Origin of the sequence: Agarivorans sp. Alg241-V36 (genome assembly GCF_900537085.1) — a bacterium.
Lineage (GTDB): Bacteria > Pseudomonadota > Gammaproteobacteria > Enterobacterales > Celerinatantimonadaceae > Agarivorans.
Map to the genome: position 1 here is coordinate 97,331 of NZ_UNRE01000003.1, position 19,415 is coordinate 116,745.

At 45.1% G+C, this 19,415-nt stretch carries 17 protein-coding genes; 7 read left to right on the plus strand and 10 right to left on the minus strand.

Going from position 1 to position 19,415, the window contains the following annotated elements:
* Nucleotides 1-75 precede the first annotated feature (75 nt).
* The 3 genes from queA to G6R11_RS07860 form a co-directional block, all read right to left on the minus strand.
* Nucleotides 76-1,122 carry a tRNA preQ1(34) S-adenosylmethionine ribosyltransferase-isomerase QueA gene (gene queA / locus G6R11_RS07850; protein WP_163132528.1) on the minus strand — a complete coding sequence of 349 codons (1,047 nt, stop codon included), beginning with the start codon at nucleotides 1,120-1,122 and terminating at the stop codon, nucleotides 76-78.
* Nucleotides 1,123-1,198: 76 nt separating this feature from the next.
* Entirely contained in the window at nucleotides 1,199-2,149 is a 951-nt protein-coding gene (locus tag G6R11_RS07855) for a trypsin-like serine protease (protein ID WP_163132529.1), read from the minus strand.
* A 4-nt stretch (nucleotides 2,150-2,153) separates the two neighbouring features.
* A complete protein-coding gene (locus G6R11_RS07860) occupies nucleotides 2,154-2,807 on the minus strand; it encodes a vancomycin high temperature exclusion protein (protein ID WP_240352423.1) in 654 nt (217 codons plus the stop codon).
* Between the two features lie 208 nt (nucleotides 2,808-3,015).
* On the opposite strand from G6R11_RS07860, the gene G6R11_RS07865 reads away from it, so the two are divergent.
* Nucleotides 3,016-3,552, plus strand: coding sequence for a cytochrome b (locus G6R11_RS07865; protein ID WP_163132530.1), 537 nt, complete (start codon nucleotides 3,016-3,018; stop codon nucleotides 3,550-3,552).
* Nucleotides 3,553-3,624: 72 nt separating this feature from the next.
* Here the strand turns inward: G6R11_RS07865 and G6R11_RS07870 are convergent, their stop codons facing one another.
* On the minus strand, nucleotides 3,625-5,991 hold the full coding sequence (locus G6R11_RS07870) for a helicase-related protein (protein ID WP_163132531.1): 2,367 nt from the start codon (nucleotides 5,989-5,991) through the stop codon (nucleotides 3,625-3,627).
* 188 nt (nucleotides 5,992-6,179) lie between these two features.
* Between G6R11_RS07870 and G6R11_RS07875 the strand changes: the two genes are divergently transcribed.
* Complete coding sequence (locus tag G6R11_RS07875) at nucleotides 6,180-7,232, plus strand: aldo/keto reductase (protein ID WP_163132532.1); 1,053 nt, start codon at nucleotides 6,180-6,182, stop codon at nucleotides 7,230-7,232.
* 118 nt (nucleotides 7,233-7,350) lie between these two features.
* Here G6R11_RS07875 and G6R11_RS07880 read toward each other — a convergent pair whose 3' ends face one another.
* Both G6R11_RS07880 and G6R11_RS07885 read right to left on the minus strand, forming a co-directional pair.
* Nucleotides 7,351-8,802 (minus strand): DUF2867 domain-containing protein, encoded by a 1,452-nt coding sequence (locus tag G6R11_RS07880; RefSeq protein ID WP_163132533.1) that lies wholly within the window; start codon nucleotides 8,800-8,802, stop codon nucleotides 7,351-7,353.
* Between the two features lie 118 nt (nucleotides 8,803-8,920).
* Nucleotides 8,921-9,796 carry an AraC family transcriptional regulator gene (locus tag G6R11_RS07885; RefSeq protein WP_163132534.1) on the minus strand — a complete coding sequence of 292 codons (876 nt, stop codon included), beginning with the start codon at nucleotides 9,794-9,796 and terminating at the stop codon, nucleotides 8,921-8,923.
* Nucleotides 9,797-9,887: 91 nt separating this feature from the next.
* Here G6R11_RS07885 and G6R11_RS07890 point away from each other — a divergent pair, with 91 nt between their 5' ends.
* The 4 genes from G6R11_RS07890 to G6R11_RS07905 all read left to right on the plus strand — a co-directional run bounded on the left by G6R11_RS07890 (nucleotide 9,888) and on the right by G6R11_RS07905 (nucleotide 13,222).
* Entirely contained in the window at nucleotides 9,888-11,498 is a 1,611-nt protein-coding gene (locus tag G6R11_RS07890; RefSeq protein WP_163132535.1) for a glycoside hydrolase family 43 protein, read from the plus strand.
* Nucleotides 11,499-11,670: 172 nt separating this feature from the next.
* Complete coding sequence (locus tag G6R11_RS07895; RefSeq protein ID WP_163132536.1) at nucleotides 11,671-12,036, plus strand: hypothetical protein; 366 nt, start codon at nucleotides 11,671-11,673, stop codon at nucleotides 12,034-12,036.
* 67 nt (nucleotides 12,037-12,103) lie between these two features.
* Nucleotides 12,104-12,760, plus strand: coding sequence for a tRNA-uridine aminocarboxypropyltransferase (locus G6R11_RS07900; RefSeq protein ID WP_163132537.1), 657 nt, complete (start codon nucleotides 12,104-12,106; stop codon nucleotides 12,758-12,760).
* Nucleotides 12,761-13,015: 255 nt separating this feature from the next.
* Complete coding sequence (locus G6R11_RS07905; protein WP_163132538.1) at nucleotides 13,016-13,222, plus strand: cold-shock protein; 207 nt, start codon at nucleotides 13,016-13,018, stop codon at nucleotides 13,220-13,222.
* A 27-nt stretch (nucleotides 13,223-13,249) separates the two neighbouring features.
* Here G6R11_RS07905 and G6R11_RS07910 read toward each other — a convergent pair whose 3' ends face one another.
* From G6R11_RS07910 to G6R11_RS07925, 4 genes are all read right to left on the minus strand, one after another.
* On the minus strand, nucleotides 13,250-13,759 hold the full coding sequence (locus G6R11_RS07910) for a GNAT family N-acetyltransferase (RefSeq protein WP_163132539.1): 510 nt from the start codon (nucleotides 13,757-13,759) through the stop codon (nucleotides 13,250-13,252).
* Complete coding sequence (locus G6R11_RS07915; RefSeq protein ID WP_163132540.1) at nucleotides 13,756-14,634, minus strand: bifunctional transcriptional activator/DNA repair enzyme AdaA; 879 nt, start codon at nucleotides 14,632-14,634, stop codon at nucleotides 13,756-13,758. The genes G6R11_RS07910 and G6R11_RS07915 overlap by 4 nt, the downstream gene beginning before the upstream one ends.
* 121 nt (nucleotides 14,635-14,755) lie before the next feature.
* The gene (locus tag G6R11_RS07920; RefSeq protein ID WP_163132541.1) at nucleotides 14,756-15,511 is read right to left on the minus strand and encodes an ABC transporter substrate-binding protein; all 756 of its coding nucleotides are present in this window, start codon (nucleotides 15,509-15,511) and stop codon (nucleotides 14,756-14,758) included.
* Between the two features lie 113 nt (nucleotides 15,512-15,624).
* Nucleotides 15,625-17,796, minus strand: coding sequence for a bifunctional 2',3'-cyclic-nucleotide 2'-phosphodiesterase/3'-nucleotidase (locus tag G6R11_RS07925; RefSeq protein ID WP_240352424.1), 2,172 nt, complete (start codon nucleotides 17,794-17,796; stop codon nucleotides 15,625-15,627).
* Between the two features lie 298 nt (nucleotides 17,797-18,094).
* Between G6R11_RS07925 and G6R11_RS07930 the strand changes: the two genes are divergently transcribed.
* A complete protein-coding gene (locus tag G6R11_RS07930) occupies nucleotides 18,095-19,255 on the plus strand; it encodes a 3-phenylpropionate MFS transporter (protein WP_163132542.1) in 1,161 nt (386 codons plus the stop codon).
* Nucleotides 19,256-19,415: the final 160 nt, after the last annotated feature.

Sequence of the window (19,415 nt, forward strand, 5' to 3'; positions counted from 1 at the left end):
ATCGGAAAAACAGTCCGATTCAGATTGCTTCAAATAAGCGATTAGATAATTGTCGAATCGCCAAAATAGGGTTTACTAAGCCTGTTTACGTTCGATAAACATGGCATCACCATAACTAAAGAATCGGTAGCGCTCTTCAATAGCAGCTTGATAGGCCTTGGTGACATTATCTTTACCAGCAAATGCTGAAATCAGCATGATTAATGTTGATTCAGGCAGGTGGAAGTTGGTAACCATGGCATCCACCAACTCAAATTGATAACCGGGATAGATAAAAATATCGGTTTCGGCAGCATAAGTTTGCAACACTTGTTGCTTGGCTTTGGCATCTTTAGCCGCGCTTTCTAAGGAGCGAACCGAGGTTGTGCCCACTGCAATCACTCGGCCACCAGTTGCTTTTGTTTTGGCGATTTTGGCCACAACGTCCTCGCCAACTTCGGCGTATTCAGAATGCATTACGTGTTCATCTACTGACTCAACTTTCACCGGTTGAAAAGTGCCTGCTCCAACATGCAAAGTAACAAAGGCAACGTCTGCACCTTTGTCTTTAATTTGCTGCATTAAGTCATCATCAAAGTGCAGGCCAGCAGTTGGCGCAGCTACTGCACCGGGCTTTTCGTTATACACCGTTTGGTAACGTTCTTTATCTGCGTCTTCGTCAGGTCTATCAATATAGGGAGGTAATGGCATGTGACCGTAGGCTTCAAGTAGCTCTAACACCGTTCGCGGGTCGTCGAAACGTAATTCAAATAAAGCCTCATGGCGAGCTAGCATGGTGGCATCAAAGGCATCGGCCAAACGTAACGCCATGCCTGGCTTAGGAGATTTAGAGCAACGAACATGTGCTAGCACGCGGTGGTCATCTAATACGCGTTCAATGAGTACTTCGAGTTTGCCACCACTTGCCTTTTGGCCGAACAAACGTGCAGGAATAACCCGTGTATTGTTAAACACCAATAAATCATTGCTTTGAATGTGCTCCAGCAAATCGGGAAACTGTTGATGTTTTAATTCGCCAGTATTGCCATCAAGACATAATAATCGGCTATCGCGACGTTGCTGTTTTGGGTAACGAGCAATGAGCTCATCGGGGAGTTCAAAAGAAAAATCGGCAACACGCATGGGGCTAAAACTCTGTGGGCTATTCAATAATAAACAAGGCCGCAATTTTAGTGATTGCGGCCTGTAATAGCAAGGATTAGCGCTCGAAACACTGCGCTTTACTAAGCCGCCGTATTAACAGTAAAGGAAAGCTTAAAATCAATAACCACCAACTTGCCCCACCACCGCTAGAACTAGGCGTGTCGGCTATGCTGCAAACTAGGCTGCTATCGCCAGCAATACTGGTGGTATCGCTGATCCAAGTGCATACCGTGCCTATGTCGGCATAGACGCCAGCACTGCCTTGGCAAGACGCATTCCCCCAGCTAACTAAACCTAATAAACGATGTTGCTCTTGCTCTTCAATAAACACCGGACCGCCACTATCGCCCCGACAAGAGTCTTGATCGGTACCATATGCACAAAACATTTGTTCAGTGATTTGAGAAGGTGACCATTGCCCCTCACAACTTCGCTCACTAATCAAACTCAAGTTTCCTTGCTGCAGCACATCAGGATAAATGGGATTGAGCGGGTCGGTATTGGTTCGGCCGAAACCAATCACTGACATAAAGCCGCCAACATTTAAAGCATCAGTCACTTTGTTCGCGTTAAGAATAACCGGCGTAATGGTTTGCGGCTCGGCTAAACGTAACAAACTTACGTCATAGTCCAAGCGAGGGCCGCTATCCGAAAAGTTTACGTAGTTTGGATGTTGATATACCTCAATCACCTGTAAAGCATCGGGATGAGAACTATAGGCAAACTGATAGTTCTCCAATAACACCGTTACTTGCGAAGCAGCAATAGTTCGGTCTTGCTGGCCACCATCGTAGGTACAATGTGCAGCGGTAAGCACCCACTGCTCGCCAATTAGTACTCCACCACAACGAGATGTACCAAGGAACACTTGAGCCATCCACGGGTAATTAGTAGGCGCATCATTGCCACCAACAATAAAGGGAACAACCTCTGATTCAGCTTTAAGCGAAGCGCTAAAACTCAACAAAAAGGACAAAACAACTAGCCACACTTTTGTATTTTTCATTTGCTTATTCTTGGTTAATGTCACGAGTGGTGACTTGTTCTGGGTCACCCAAAAAATGCGGTTCTGTTTGCAACACATGCAAATCAATCAAGGCTTTAGTTCGCGCCAATACTTCACGTAACCTAACTCGCCAATGAAACGCCTGTGGAGCATCATCTACCACGTAACCATAAGCTTCAATGCCATATTGGTTAGCAATGTACAAAGCGCGCTCTACATGAAACTGCTGAGAAACTATAATTAAGGCCTGTTGGCCAAATACTTCCTTGGCTCTCACGATGGAATCAAAAGTACGAAACCCTGCATAATCTAAGGCAATATGTTCACGTGGCACGTTCAACCGCAGCACGTCATTTAACATGGTTATAGGTTCATTATAATAGCGGGTGGCATTGTCGCCACTTAAGATTAAGGCTTGAGCCTTATTGGTATGATAGAGCTTAGCGGCAGCTTCTACCCTAAAGGTGTAATAGGTATTTAAGCGCTTACCTACGTATTTGCTGGTTCCTAGCACTAAAGCAACCGGTTGCGCCGGCACTTGCTGCATATCTCGAAACCACTGCCCCGAGACCTGACTGGAAATATAACGATCGATGGCCACAAGGCCAGACAGCACCACGATAACCATCAGCAGCAACACGCCAAGGAATCGTTTCAATGCAAGTACTCCGCCCGTAAACCATTATTGAAGCCATGCTAGCATAGCCCACCAAGCCAACCCAGTAGTCAGATCGCTTTCGTTTAAAAAAGTTTAATCAACAATACCTTGGCGGCTTATAATGACTACGTAAAGAAGCGTAAAAACTATTTACATGAGCAGGTGATTTGCTAATTTAAGCCACAATTAAAGTAATGGTATTTAAGATATGAACTTAACAAATAGCCCCCAGCGTTTCGGCCTCGTCAGTAAACTCATTCACTGGTTAATGGCTTTGCTCATTTTAAGCTTAATTGCGATTGCACTTTATATGGACACCTTACCAAGAGGACCAGAAAAGTTTCAGTTATTTGATTTGCATAAAGGCTTAGGCCTTATTGCCATTGCAGCCATAGCAATACGAATCATTTGGCACCGCGTTAGCAAAGTGCCAGCGCCTATTGGTGAAGGGATAAAGCTAACAATGGCCCACCTTGGACACCTCGCTTTATATTTGTTGATGTTGGCGATGCCTATCTCGGGCATGATGATGTCACTGGCGGGCGGACACGATATTAAGTTTTTTGGTTTGTTTACTATCGCAGGTTTTGCGGAAAAGAATGAAATGCTCAATGAGTTAGGCGGAGCAGTCCACTATTACGCGGCGCAACTACTTTATGTAGTGATTGCTGTTCATGTATTAGCTGCCCTTTATCATCACTTCATCTTAAAAGATGACACGATTAAGCGAATCACTTCTAAATAAAAGAGCGGTCGACACTCTTATACTTACTCGCAGACAGCGCTTAGCGCCCTCTGCGAGCTAATTAGCCAAGCGCTAAGTCAGAGCCACACGCTTGCTCGCTTTAACATAAAACACCCGCCAGCCACTCCAAGAAGGTAACTCCCAACGTTTGGGCCCTGCTTTACGGCCTCCGGAGGTGTAGTGAACAATCACTTGTTTAGAACCAGCCTTGTATTCAATCTCAAGCTTTAAATCGGCCAAAGCCAATTTGCGTGGATAGCGTTGCTCAAAGTCATCACGTTGCCACTGGGGAATACCCTCAAACAGCAAGTCGCTAGTTTCAATTAAACTAAAATCTTCTGCATTTTCTACGCCCAACAAAGCCAACTGAGTGCTCAACCATTCTAGCGCTTCTACTTTGTCCCCTGCTCCGCCGCCGTGTTTTTCGCCAAGGCTTACCCACAAGTTCCAAGCGGCAATGTCTTGAATGCAATCAAGTTGGCTAAAGCCAGATTGTTGATTAGCCAAAATCCGCTTAGCCAGCGCAAGACGATAGCCTTCTGCGCTTAAGGCGACTTTCTCGCTGCCTATTACCCTGCCTGCGTAAACACGTTGCATCAGCTGAGAGCCATCAGCAGCAACATTCGTTTTGCTTTCTAACTCTCCATAATCATGTTTTACCAATAGCTCTAGATTAATTGGTGCCAAGCACAAACCGATGTTATTTAGCTGCTTTACACCTCGCCCAGGTAAACTATAAATATCGAACACTACTGCAGCCACTTGTGCGTCATCAATTAGGCTTTCTCGGCCAATTTGCAGCTCAGCACTACCATTCCCCATGGCGTTGGTGCGTTTTTCGCGCCTCACATAGACCAACTCCTTCGCTTCACCAAGCAAAGCTTCAAGTAATTTGTCGCGGCTATAATTTCTGGCTTCAGCAAGATCATCCATGGCCATTACCGAGCGCAATTGCTCTGCCAATTCCTGCGCTTGAGTTAAAGCTTCTTGGTTAACCGATAGCTCATCTGGCCAGATTTTACCTCGCAGCAAATCGAGAGTGATGCTCATATCGCAGTGCAAAGGCTGCCATTGGCTCAATACTTTTAAGCCATGTTCTGATTTTGGCTTTTGAAATAGAGCGCGATTAATGCTTAAGGCAGCCGCCAAATCGAGCATAGCTTCACGCTCAGCGTCTTCAGGGATTAGATTAACCAAATGAGAGAAGTAGCTATCAATTGGCAAGGCCAATAAACGCTGGCCATGTTGGCTTAAGCAATCATCGGCTTTTAAAGCCTGCATTCGATTAAGCCGCTCAGTTGCAATGCTTAATGACTTTTCAGGCAATGTTTCAAGCAAGTGAAGTTTTGCTAGGGCGCGATGACAGCTTGCTGCAAATAACATCGGTTCTAGCAGCTCTTCACGCTGCAATTGCGGCGGAGTGACACTTTCCAGCGGGGCAAACTCTCCCCACAAACGATAGCAATGCCCAGCAGATACACGCCCGGCTCGGCCGCGCCGCTGCTCGGCACTAGCGCGCGATACCCGCTCTAAACTCAAAACCGTTCTGCCTGCGCGCTGCTTGGTGCGACGCTCCAATCCTGAGTCAATTACACTGGTAATTCTGGGAATGGTTAAACTGGTTTCGGCAACATTAGTCGCCACAATAATTCGTCTTATCCGCGGTTCATTGCTGTTGTCTAATATGGTTTTTCGCTCTAGCGCAGTAATACTTGCGTGCAGTGGCAATACTTCAGCATCAAGCCCACTTAAGCTAGCTTGGCAGGCTTGAATCTCTGCCCGGCCTGGCAAAAATACCAAGATATCGCCATCATCTTTTATTAAGGCTTTCTCTACTGCCTGCTTAACCGACTCAGTGACACGTCGACTATCCGGCAGATAATGAGACTCTCGCGCTTCATAACTCACACTCACCGGAAATTCCCGCCCAGTAGTTTTGAGCACCTTAGCGGCTAAATATTCACTTAACTTATTGCCTTGCAAGGTAGCGGAGGTAACCACCAGTTTAAGAGGTAAAGACTTAGCCAAAGCCAATAACAAATCAGAATCCCAACGGCGCTCATGAAATTCATCGATAATCAGCACGGCATAGTCAGCAAGTTGATTCTCAGCCAACCAACGCAGGGCAATCCCAGGAGTCACAAAGGCAATATTGGTATTTTCATTGACACTTGACTGGAAGCGAATCGAATAACCCACCTTATAGGGCGATCTGCTTAACGCCAGCTGCTCAGAGACATAAGCCGATAAAGCTTCACAGGCTATCCGCCTTGGCTGCACCACCAGCACCTTACCTAAACTAGCTGCCCACACTGGCAAACGGGTGGATTTACCCGAGCCTGTGGCAGCCTCTACCACCAAATTGTCGCGTGTGAGTTGCTCAACAAAACGCGTTTGTAGGGAATCAATAGGTAATGATGAGAGTTTGTAGTTGCCCAAGTAAAATCCAATAGCTCATTTAAAACTTTGGCATAGTACCTTTAAGCTAACTTTATCGCGAATACTAGCTGCGTAACCGAGCGTTACTACCACCAAGAATTAGGCATAAGTTGTATTTATACTTGCTTTCGCAATTAGCCATCACCTAAGCTAACTGCTTGTGCGCTAACCCAATTAACGGACCTAACATGAATTTTTCTAAACTTGGCAGTAGTAGCTTATCGGTTTCGCGAGTGTGCTTAGGCAGTATGACCTGGGGCCTACAAAATAATCAGCAAGATGCTAATCAACAGATTGATTATGCCCTCAGCCAAGGGGTTAATTTTATTGATACTGCAGAAATGTACGCGGTCCCACCTTCGCCAGATACCTACGGTAAAACCGAAGCGATTATTGGTAACTGGATTGCTGCTAACAAGCAAAAACGCGACGACCTAATTATTGCTACCAAAATTGCTGGTGCTGGTTTGCCTTGGGTACGCGAGGGCGGCCCAATTAATGGTGAAGAAGTTGTTGCCGCAGTTGATGCTTCCCTACAGCGTTTGCAAACTGACTACATTGATTTATACCAACTGCACTGGCCAAATCGCTCTACTCCGCACTTTGGTAAACATTGGCCGAACCAGATACAGCCAAGCGCGATTGATGCTGCTGACCACCAAGCCCAGATGCTAGATATACTGCAAGGCTTGCAACGCTGTGTAGAAGCCGGAAAAATTCGTCACTGTGGTTTATCTGACGACACCCCTTGGGGAATTAATACTTATCTTAAGTTGAGCGAGCAACACAACTTGCCACGCATGGTGTCGATTCAAAACGAGTTTAGTTTGTTGCATGCTAAAGATTGGCCGTATTTGATTGAGAACTGTGTGCAAGAAAACATTGCTTATTTACCTTGGTCACCCTTGGCCAGTGGCATGCTAAGTGGTAAATACGCTAATGGCGCTCGCCCAGAAGGTAGCCGCTGGACCTTTATGCAGCGCAACGGGATTTTCCGCGACACCGAGCTTGCTCATAAAGCCGTTGCCGCCTATGCCGACTTAGCCGCACATTATGGCTACACACCAGCGCAATTAGCCTTAGCCTGGTGCGACCAAGTTGATGGAGTAAGCTCTACCATTATTGGCGCAACCAACATGCAGCAGTTGGAAGAAGATATCGCCGCATTTGCCAAGCCCTTAAGCGAGCAGGCACTGGCTGATATAAGCGAAGTATTTAAACGCTACCCTGCACCTTATTAAGCTGTTTAATCCACCATTAACGCTTGTTAATGGTGGATTGTTTCCACTCCTGAACTTGCTGCCTGTAATTATCTAGCGAGATTTATTGTTTAAGTAAGCATTCACAAATAGCTAGCGTTCATTGCTTATCCTGTTGCTCACTTGATAGCTGATTTTGCTCTGCTAGTTTTGCCATGTTTTTGGTCATGCCCCACAATAACCAGCCATGCCAAGGCGCAAAAAAGTACCAGTATACCAAGCCCCAAAAACCTGCCGGGTGCCAATATAAGGCAACTTCTAATTGGTGTTTATTCTCAGCCAAGGGGTCGATACTAATTTGCATGCCACCGCCTCCGGGCGCTTTCATGCCAAAACGCATCACTAAGCATTCATTTTCTTCAACACTTAATATGGTCCAAGAATCCACTCTTTCACCAACCGTTAACTTACGATAATCACTGCGACCATGTTCACGCCCTGTGCCGCCTACCACAAAGTCCATCCATTCGCGCATTGCCCACAGCACATCCAAATAAAAATACCGGTGCTTACCCCCCAGCAGATTTATCACTCGCCAAATATTTTCAGCAGAGGCGTTAACCGTAACGGTTTTCTTAGCCGCTTTGGCATAAAAGCCATGTAATGAAGAAAAATTTCTGAAGGTGGGAACCCCATCCTGCCAGCGCTTAGGGTAAGTATGTACTTGCTCCTCTTCAAACAGCTGAGCAATTGCATCATCAATTGACATTAGCTGTTGCGGGATCAAGCCCCGTAATACTTCTGGTTTTGCCTCTAACTGCTCAGCTAGTCCGGCAATCAGGGCTTTGGCCAAACTTTGCGGAACAGAGGTAATTAAACCTAGTACGGTACAAGCTAGTTTTATTGGCAAACCCGGTAGCACCAAGATTTTTATCGACTTATTTAAATGCTTAGCAATTCTTAGCATAAGCTGCCGATAGCTTAACCATTCTGGTCCTGCTGCATCTAATACCATGCCTGCCGTTTCTGGCATGTTGGCAAGCTCTACCAAGTAATGCAGCACGTTTTCCAAGGCGATTGGCGGGGCTTGAGTCTCAATAGCTTTAGGGACAAATGCCAAAGGCATATGCCCAACTAAATCTCGCATCACCTCAAAAGCGGCTGAACCAGGTGTAATAATAATGCCTGCGCGTAACTCAGTAACGGCCACGCCACTTGAGGCTAAAGCTTCACCCGTAGCGATACGCGCCAGCATGTGTTCCGATTTTGGTTTAACCGAAACGAGGCTTCCCATATAGATGATCCGCTGAACCTTGGCCTTTGCTGCCGCATCAGCCAGGTTTTTCGCGGCAAGCGCTTCTAGCTCACCATGCGCCTGACCATCACTCATGCCATGCATCAGGTAATACACCAATTCAATGTCTTCCAGCGCATCTGGCAGGCTACTAGGCTCAAGTAAATCTAGGGTAAAACGCCGACAACTTAATTCTGGCCAAGGCGCTGGTTTATTTGGGTCGCGTGAACTAACACTCACTTGATGGCCAGCACCAACTAAGGCCGGAACCAGCTTTCGACCAATGGTACCCAGCGCTCCAATAACCAGTATTCGCATCAAACAGCCTTAATCTACTACCAAATTTGTTATCTACAGCCTAGCTGATTTTTCCTACAATTTAAGAGAAGTTTTGCTAAGCAGCTAAAATAAAAGTATTTTTATCCGCAACTAGAGCTTAGCCAAAAGACAACACGGTTTGAGTAGATTGGCGAAACTGACCTGGCGACACTCCCATTACCTGCTTGAATTTGGCGCAAAAATAGGCGCTATCAGAAAACTCGCAAGCGTAGGCTATTTGAGTAATGCTTTGCTTGCTATCACTGAGCATGGCCACAGCGGTATTAATCTTTCGCTTAAGCAAATAGTCTTTATAGTTTTGGGCAAACAAGGACTTAAATACTCGAGAGAAATGGTATTTAGACATCCCGCAAATATCTGCCGCTTGCTGCAAGCTTAAGTTAAGTGTTTGATGGCTTTCGAGATGGTGAAGCAAAGGAATGATCTTAGCCAAACCTTTGTTTTCTTTAAGTACTGCTGCGCTCTGCTCAGCACCGAATTGGCTACTTTGCTGCTGCCCAGCCAAAAATAAAAACACGCTGCGTAACAAGCTATGCGCCAAATTTCGACCTTCATTGTTTTTTTCAACAGAATCTAACCAAGCAATTTGGCTATGCAAGAAGCCCGCTTGCTGCTCAGATAATTGCATCACTAAGGGTTTATCTAATTGAGAGCTCACATCTAGCAAGGCTAACTCGCTATACAAATAACGCTGAAACTGCAGCAGGCTAAACTCTCGCTCATCACCTTGCATCTCCATTTCGTGCATCGCTAACGAGGGAATGAATACCAAGGCGTTGTCATTTAACTCTATGGTTTGTCCATCTATCCCCACCTGCCCTTTAATTTTTTTAAACAGCATGATTTCACCCAACATGTGGAAATGGGTAGGAATAGCTAAGCTAGGTTCATCAACAATATGAAAACGGCGTAAATAGCATGATTTACCTTGAGGAAGGTGGATGTTTTCAAAACTGAGAGGATGCGCAGCCATAGTAGCAATAATTTTATATTTTAAAGCTTATAACTTACATATAAGCACAATTTAAAGCAATAAATTACCAGTACAAACTTTAGGAGTAACTATGGCTACTATTACTAATCCAATTCTTACTGGTTTTCGTCCCGATCCTTCCATCATCCGTGTAGGAGACGACTACTACATTGCTACCTCTACGTTTGAATGGTTTCCCGGCATTATGATCCACCATTCAAAAGATTTAGTGAATTGGCGAATTATTGGCCACGTGCTTAACACGGTAGAGCACTTAGATATGCGCGGTATGGATAACTCCGAAGGTGTATATGCGCCAGCCTTAAGTTATGCCGATGGCAGATTTTGGTGTTGTTTCTCCAATGTGCATTCTTGTCGTGGCGGCACTTGGATGTCTACGCCTAGCTATGTAGTGAGCGCCGACAACATAAGTGGCCCGTGGAGCAAACCGGTTTCTATTGGCGATTATGGCTTTGACCCATCACTGTTTCATGATGACAATGGCAAAAAATACATGGTAAACATGGTTTGGGATGGCCGTAAGAAAACCGACTTTTTTGGCGGCATTATTCTGCAAGAATTTGATGCCAACTTGGGCCAGTTAGTGGGCGAAGAAAAAATCATATTTAACGGCACAAAACTTGGCTGCACTGAAGGACCGCAGATCCTCAAAAAGGACGGTTGGTATTACCTGATTACTGCTGAAGGCGGCACATCCTACGACCATGCCGTAACCGTTTGCCGCGCTAAAGATGTTTGGGGGCCTTACGATCTGCACCCAGAAAATCCTATTCTCACCTCTCGTCACCAAGACGACGCCGAGTTACAACGCGCTGGTCATGGCTTCTTAGTAGAAACACAAAATGGTGAATGGTACTTATCGCATCTTTGTGGTCGCCCTATTAGTGACCCAGAAAACCCAAGCCACACCATGGAGTATGCTCAAGGTCGCTGCACGCTTGGCCGAGAAACCGCCCTGCAAAATGTAGAATGGCGCAACAACTGGCCTTATGTAGTGGGCGGCACCACTCCAAGATTAGAAATCCAAGCGCCAAAATTAGCTGCGCAGCCTTGGCCTGTTGAGGCGAGCAGAGATGACTTCGATAGCTGCGAACTGGCGGTAAAATATCAGTCACTCAAAGACCCGTTTGAGGAATCATGGATATCTTTAAGCCAACGCCCAGGATATGCCCGACTGCTTGGCCGAGACTATTTATACTCGCGTTACAATCAGAGCCTATTAGCCCAACGGGTAACGGCATTTAATTGTGTAAGTGAAACGGCAGTAGAGTTTGGTCCTAGCTCACCTCGCCAAATGGCTGGATTAGTCGCTTACTACTCGCGCGGTGGACACTACTTCTTAAAGACCTCGTGTAACGATGCCGGAGAGCAAATTATTCAGGTGGTGGGTGACATTGAGGATAAATATAAGGAATACACCGAAGAACTAGTCATTGGCCGTTGCAAGCGCGTTTACATGCGCCTAGAGCAAAACACTCATTGGTATCAGTTTAGCTACTCGCTAGACGGCGTAAGTTGGCAAGCCATTGGTGAGCCGCTCAACGCTACTCACTTGTCTGACGAAGGCAGTAATGATGTATTCCGCTTTACTGGTTCGTTTGTTGGTTTATTCGCTTGTGACCTCACCGGCAAGCACATTGCGGCAGACTTTGATTATTTCGACTACCAGACACTCGATTAGGTCGCTTAGTTAACAGTAGATTGCATTATGCAGTACGCTGCGTAGTGCGATCTAACTCTTAGTTCTACTAATTGAGTTTAATAGAAAACAGCTAACTTGATTTAAATCAGTATCTTGCTATATAGAGATTGCCAAACTCGCTGCATCATTTTTAAGCACTATGCTGGTTCTAATGCAATCTTCAATTCGTTGGTTTCTCGCGCCCTGTTGTATCTGCTTTGTGCTAAGTGCTGCTCACTTTTACCATGCTCACCAGCAAATTTACGTTGCGCTATGCATTATGGGTTTGTTTAGTATTTTGATTCGCCACCCCATTTGCTTACGGCTAAATCAATGCGCTATGTTGCTACTCACCGCGGAGTGGATTAACACTATCGCCGAAATTTACGTAGTTCGCAGCGCCTATGACCAGCCTTGGTTACGCATGGCTTTTATATTAGGCGTAGTTGCCATATTGCACCTCGCTACTGCCTTATTATTTCAGCATTATAAAGTGCGTCGCTACTTTGGTTACCCTAGACAGTTCTTGTTTCGCTAAGCCTAAATACAGTTCAAGAACGATCTCAGTTATACTAGTCGGCCCATACTCTTAGTTACCTAATCTTGTGAATCGCTTTTTAGAACTCTACGCTCAGCGTAAAGCCGCTGCCACCACCGAATTTAAAGGCCGTGGAGCGCGCCGAGTGCGTTGCCAAACCTGCCAAATGCCTCAGCAGCACTGCTTTTGTGAGCAAGCCATTTTGCAAGAGAGTAACTGTGGTTTTGTGCTACTAATGCATAACATGGAAGTATTGCGCCCCAGTAATACCGGGCGATTTATCGCTGATCTTATTCCAGACACCTACGCCTTTATCTGGCAGCGAACCGAACCTTGTGAAGCCTTACTAGCTCTTTGCCAGCAACAACAATGGCAACCCTATGTAGTATTCCCTGCCGCGTTTAGTCAGCCTGAGAGAGTGCATTACAGTATTGAGCTAAAACCAGGCCAAAAGCCGCTGTTCATTATGCTCGATGGAAGCTGGCGCGAAGCACGAAAAATGTTTCACCAAAGCCCATGGCTAGATAGGTTTCCGGTAATTTCAATAAACCCAGAGCAAGCTTCTAGTTACGGGCTTCGTTCTCGGCCGATAAAAGGCCAGTGGGCTACCGCTGAAGTGGCGGCTCAATTGCTTGCGATAAGCGGTGAAGAAAACAATGGCAAACAGCTTGCGCAACGCTTTAGTCAATTTACTCAACAAACCCTCGCAGGAAGAAGCCATTAACCAGTGTTAACCACCAGTTTTTGCTCAATTTAGCAGCGAATTAAGCTAACGCTTTCGTGAGATACATCACGCATTGAAAACGTTATCAAGCAAAAGTGGTTTTGCCACGTTTTGTCACTATGCCTAGGCCTTTAGTTGTTGTTATGATGTTGGCGCTTGAATAGACAGTGCATAATTTGAACAAAATTACTAAGCCCTGCAGACCAAGCAAACTTAAAAATATAGAGTATTATTTCAATTGTTTCAGGAGACATAATGTCTAAGAGCACTGGTACCGTTAAGTGGTTTAACGAAAAGAAAGGTTTTGGTTTCATTTCTCAGCAATCTGGCGCAGATGTGTTTGTACACTTCCGTGCAATTTTAGGAGATGGCTTTAAATCACTTGAAGAAGGCCAGAAAGTAGCATTTGACGTTGAAGACGGTCAAAAAGGCCCGCAAGCAGCCAACGTTGAGCTTGTATAAACAACTTCTAGAAGCATAACCTTGGGATTAGGTTATGCTTCTTATTTCTCTACTCCCCGACTTTAGCTCCATCGAATAGATATGCTGTGGCCCTGCTGGCCCCCCTTGATATAAAACCTCACTATCTTTAAATCCACACTTTTTATATAAAGCCTGCGCAGCGTGATTGCTACAATTTACGGTTAAGCCTAATAAATCTGAATCAGAAATTAGCTGAGAGACATAGCTCTTAAGCAGCATGCCCGCCTGATATCCGTATCCGTTACCCTGATGACGCTGGTCGACAAAAAATGACCTCAACAATACCGCCTTGTTCAGTGCCAACTCTTGCTTGTAAGGGTAATGCTGATCAATTACAAAAAATCCAACTAATAGCTTATCAACCATCATCAAATGAGCTGATTGTTGTTCACTAAGCTGCTGCAAAATATCAGCGATGTTTTTTACGTAGTTTTGCTGTTCTGGAGCCACTTGCAGTGCCAAAACCTGCTCGAAATAGTGCTCTGCAAAAGGCTGTAAGTTCATCTCTACCCTCATGCACTCTCCCCATACTGATTACCTTGCTCAGCCAATACTGCTTCTCGCCCCATCATTAGTTGTTTTCTATCTAAACCCCAGCGATATCCCCCCAAAGCACCACTGCTACGAATGACTCGGTGACAAGGGATAATAAATGCGATTGGGTTCTTGGCCACTGCACTCGCCACTGCGCGAGTCGCGTTTGCGGAGCTTACTTGCTGTGCTAAAAACTGATAAGAACACAAGCTCCCGCTCGGTACTTTTAGTAGCGCTTGCCACACCTGTAATTGAAAATTGGTCCCTTTAAGCCATAAAGACAAGGCTTGTTTGGGAGCTTGACTGTGATTGAAAATTTGCGATAGCAATGGTCTTACTGCAGCGTCATCATGAATACACTGGGCCTTTGGCCATGCTTGTTTAAGCTCCTCCAGCGGCACCAACTGTTGCTCTGCTTCACAGAAGCTAAGCTGGCAAATGCCCCGCTGAGTGCTAGCTATAAATGCGCAACCAAAGGGGGTAATTCCCCAGCCATAATGAATAGTTAAGCCTTCACCTTTAGTTTTAGCTTCACCGGGCGTTACTGCTTCTATATTTACAAATAAGTCATACAAGCGCGCACCGCTAGAGAGCCCTACATCGTATGCGGTCTCGAGAACCGAACGCGATTCAAGCAACTGCTCACGGGCTTTTTGTAAAGTAACAAACTGCAAAAAACGCTTTGGCGATACCCCGGCCCACTGACTAAACAAGCGCTGTAAATGTGACTCGCTCATTGCTAAATCACTGGCGAGTTCTTTAAGCTCTGGTTGCTGCTGTTGATGCTCAACTAAGTAGGCCATAGCTTGGCTTATTTGCTGGTACTCTCGATGCGATTGCAATGGGTATTGCTCCATAACGTTTCCTCACAGGCCTTTAACCGCAACTTTAAACTAATTAAATCCTCGGCTCGACCCGATAATTGCAAAATAAGAGTTTAAGAAAACTTGAGCAGGAGACTTAAAGAGCATCTTTTACTCAGTGAATAGCATTCAACACCTGCTGTTCAGCCTGTTCGATAACTTGGGCTAACTCACCAGAACTAAGCATCGTCTGAATCATCTCATCCACTTTCGCTACTAAGTGCTGCTCTCGTTCATGAATATAATGATAAAGTGGAAAGACCGCCAACGGAGCTGAGTGAGCGAGCTGTTGGTTAAGCTTTAGTCGCTTCGAAGCTATTAAGCCATCAACTTTATTGGTTAGTGCCACATCCGCTCGCCCTCGGTGAACAAAGCTTAAGAGTTTGTCAGTACTATTTAGTTGCTCAACATGATTGTGGTTAGCAGTAATGTCGGCAGTATGTTTAACTCCCCTCACTACCACTAATTTATATCGCTGTAAGTCAGACAAGGTAGTTATTGCTAGCGACCGCTCACTTAAGTAAAACGCCGTGGTATTGAGTGAATAATAAGGTGTTGGCACGCGAATCAATTGGGGGTTTTGCTCCCCATAACTCCATATACGCATCACTTCACCATCAAGCATGCCAGTTGATGCTTCTAATTGAGCACGTTTAGCCGGCAAGGCGCTCACCTCTATTTTAAAATCCAATTTTTTGTAAACCGCATTTAAAACAATAATTCCTACTTTTTGCTCAAATAGGTGCTCAATGGCGGCGTACTTATAAAGGCCTTCGGCAAAGACCGAAGAGCAATATAGAAAACAGAAAATAAGCGTAGCTTGACGAATACCCCACCCCTTTTGGTTAGCGAACTTATTGAGATTAAGCAATAAGTTCTCCACTAATATTAGACTAGGCTTGGCTAACTAACTGATAAAAAAAGACGCACCATTGTGCGCCTTATTTGTTTAATGCCATCAAGCTTTAAAGTACTTACGACAGCTTAATCGAAGGTATAGGTAAACACCCTAAAACCCTGATTATCGGCAACATTATCTAGCGCTTCTGTTGGGGTTACTCTGTCTAGGTAAGTATTTGCATAATCTTGAGCAGCCTCTAAGTGAGATGATAAAAACTCAACAGTTACCCCAGAAGGCCCAACTAAAGTAAAGTTATGTGCGTTAGGGAATTCAAGAATGTCGCTTGGATTCTCTAGCTCATCAGATTTAGCATTTAGGTAGTTGTTAACAAGATCGCGGTTAGAATCAACTTCATCTTCATGGGCGATGGTAGCGTTAGCGACTCCTGGCATCCAACTTTGCGATGCACGGTAATTGTTTGTCACGATATAGAGCTTTTTGCCTAAGTCGTTTTCTAAGGCTTCTCCAGCATACATAATATTGGTAATTCTACGGCTGTCCGTTTGAATTAAGTCACCATTTGCATCGTAGACCAGTTCACCTATTTCGTTAACTTGGTAGCGAGGTGCTTGGCTCACATCAATATTATATGTAAGAAGGCTATCGCCATCGGCGTCAAAGCCACCAAAAAACACATCAAAGTTGTAGCTACGGAACTGTTGGTGCAGTAAGCGGTCACCGTCTGCGGCAACGGTTTGGTATTGCTGGGCAACAATCACTTCCATCCATTCGATAAGATCAGCCACCGTCAGTTCAAGCACCGCAGGAGTGTTGTTATCAAATACGTAAAGGTCTGCCACGCTGGCGCGAGTTAAGGCATCACCATCGATGTTGGTATAGTCTTCACGACCTCCACGGCCACCTTTAAAGGGAGCGGATACCGACAACATCGTAATACTTGAATCTAACACGCCATCATCTTGCCAAGACACACCTTGCGAATATTGTGCTTCATTCACAATTTGCACAGAGATGTCTGACTCAACTGCTGAAAAGTAGCTGTTAATTGGCTCATCAACATTACCAATTTCTTCGGCCATGAAATCCAAGGTACCTTCATGGTCAGAACTCACTAAATAGTTGACCATTTCATCTTGAAGGTAAGGGTCATCTTTTAATGAGCGTAAACTCGCGCTGCTCGACTTAACCGCCCAAGTTTCACCTCTGTCAGAGCTTCTCAAGGTTAAATCAATCACCCCAAGGTGATTACCCCAAAAACCAGGCATAACGGCAGGTTTACCAAAAATTTTGCCATTAGGTGCGTCAACGCCTTCCATACCGTCGTAGGTATTGCTGGTCGTTGGGAAGTTGTTGTGGTCATGGCCAAACATTAAGGCATCAATACCGTCAACTTGTGCTAACTGCCAAGACGCGTTGTCCATAAAATCTTCATCTCGGTCACCGCCAGACAAACCTGAATGCGGAATAGCGACAATGATATCAGCGCCTTCAGCTTTCATTTTTGGAACGTAGTGTTCAGCAGTCATCTTGATATCGGCGAGCATCACCTTACATTCAAGGTAGCGTTTATCCCAATTCAAAATATTAGGTGGAGTGAAACCAATTACCCCAACTTTAACTGTGTAGGTGCCGCCATCGGTCGCGGTAAAATCACGTTCAAGAATTTCATAAGGCGTGAAGTAAGGTTCAAATTGGTCGAAAAATGCGGCGTAGTTTCCGGCAAAGTGTTTATCGATATCTACCGCACAAGTCTCTTCATCAATGGCGACATTATTGTTAGGTTGCTTACCTTCAAACTGATAAACGTTAGCATTAATGTAAGGGAAGTTGGCACCAGAAGTCGCCGCTGCTAAGTAATCAAGTCCGTAGTTGAATTCATGATTACCAATATTACCTACATCGTAACCTAGGTAGTTCATGGCTTTGTAAACCGGGTGAACGTTCCGCTCAAGGTAAGTAGTGCCTAAGTTGGCAACGTAGTCACCCATTGGGCTTCCTTGAATCAAGTCCCCGTTATCAAACAACATGCTATTTAGCGCTTCAGCTCGCGCTTCCTTAATCAATACAGCAGTACGCGCTAAGCCATAATTTTGTGGGCTCAAGGCATTATCTTTGGGGGAAGCGAAGTAATTGTAAGGCTTCATATTGGAGTGCAGATCGGTTGTTTCCATCAAACGAAGCTCCAACTCTAATTCATTGTAAGAATTATTGCTGGAGTTGTCCCAACATGCAGTCAAGCTCACGGTAATGGCTGATGCAAGCAGCAGTTTTTGCAGTGGAAAATGATTATCCATTTCAATCTCTAAGTTAAGGTAGTGTAAAAAACGACTACACCATAGAGATTGCAGGTTTCAGTTTTATTAATTGATAAATAAAGTATTTTTAGCATGATTGTTTTATATTTTCTGGCAAAGTAGCGTCACTAACCAGCCTGAAAAGCACGCTCAGTCAGCACTGAGCAGACCACACCAAAGCATCAAATAAACATCATTCAACTCAGGCGCCCTAAGAGGAATTTAGCTTTAATATCCGCTTTGTTATTTGGAGATAAAGGCTATAATGCCGCCCTATTGCAGTATAAGGTTCGGTAGTGTGTTTAAACCTAAAGCAGCCAGTTGGATAAGTTTATATTTTTCAGGATTATTCTTTGCCTGGGGGATCTTTTTGCCTTTTTGGGCGCTGTGGCTTGAAAGCGAAGGCTTAGATCCAAGCCAAATAGGCATGTTACTCGGCTTTAGTATGCTGGCCCGTTTTCTTGGCAATGTGCTCCTTATGCCACGAATAAAATCGGCCAAACACTTATTACCTGGTATTCGTTATGTAAGCTTTGCCAGTATCTTGGTCGTCGCGAGCCTATGCTGGTTAAACGGCTACTTTTGGTTAACGCTACTTACACTAGCCGCCAACTTTTTTATTGCCACCCTTATTCCTTTGGGTGATGCAGTGGCCACCAAATGGGTAAGCCAACTACAGCTAGATTATGGCCGCGTTCGGGTATTTGGCTCCATTGCATTTATTGTCTCTTCCACCCTTTTAGGTCTTGGCCTCACCTACTACTCTCACTCACTCATTTTATATGCAACGCTTGCCTCACTGGTGGTGATGTGGGGCTTAAGCCTGCTTACGCCAGCAAGCCCATTGGTAGATGAAAACAATGAAGGAGAGCCAGTAAGCAGCAAGCTTTGGCCAGTGCTTAAACAAGCACATGCGCTTAAATTTGTGCTGGTAACCGCTTTAATTCAGGGCTCACATGCGGCTTATTATGCCTACAGCACGCTTTACTGGAAAAGCATTGGCTATGCTGAATCGACCATCGGTTACCTATGGTCGATAGGTGTGGCATTAGAGATGAGCATTCTTATTTTTGGCAGTAAATGGTTTAAAAGCTGGAATGCCAACAAGATGTTTTTGCTAGCGGCGGTGGGCGGGGTTATTCGTTGGGGTATATTTGGTAGCACAGAGCTACTGCCACTAATGATGCTATCGCAAGGCTTGCACGCATTAACCTTTGCCCTTACCCAACTTGCAGCAATTAAGTACATTGCGTCTGAAGCTCCAAGCTCTCAAGCTATCCCGCTACAGGCATTGTACTCCGCCATTGCGCTAAACATGGGAACCGCCCTGCTCACCTTCCTAAGTAGCGCCTTGTATGAGCCAATGGGTTCGGGGATCTTTTTAATTATGGGCGGCCTATCTGCGCTGGCCATTCCGCTATTGTTGCTAAATGCCAAGTCAGCTAAAGCAAGAGCCTAGAGATTAAATATCAGCTAACCGTTCGCTATAGGACCCAACAAAAAATCCGAGTGTAATAAACTACACTCGGACTTGATTTGGAGATGCGTTTTCTCGAAAGGCGAGAAAACTAGCTAAGCAGTTTTGCTAGTTATTGCCTAGCCTTCACCTTGTTAATTAC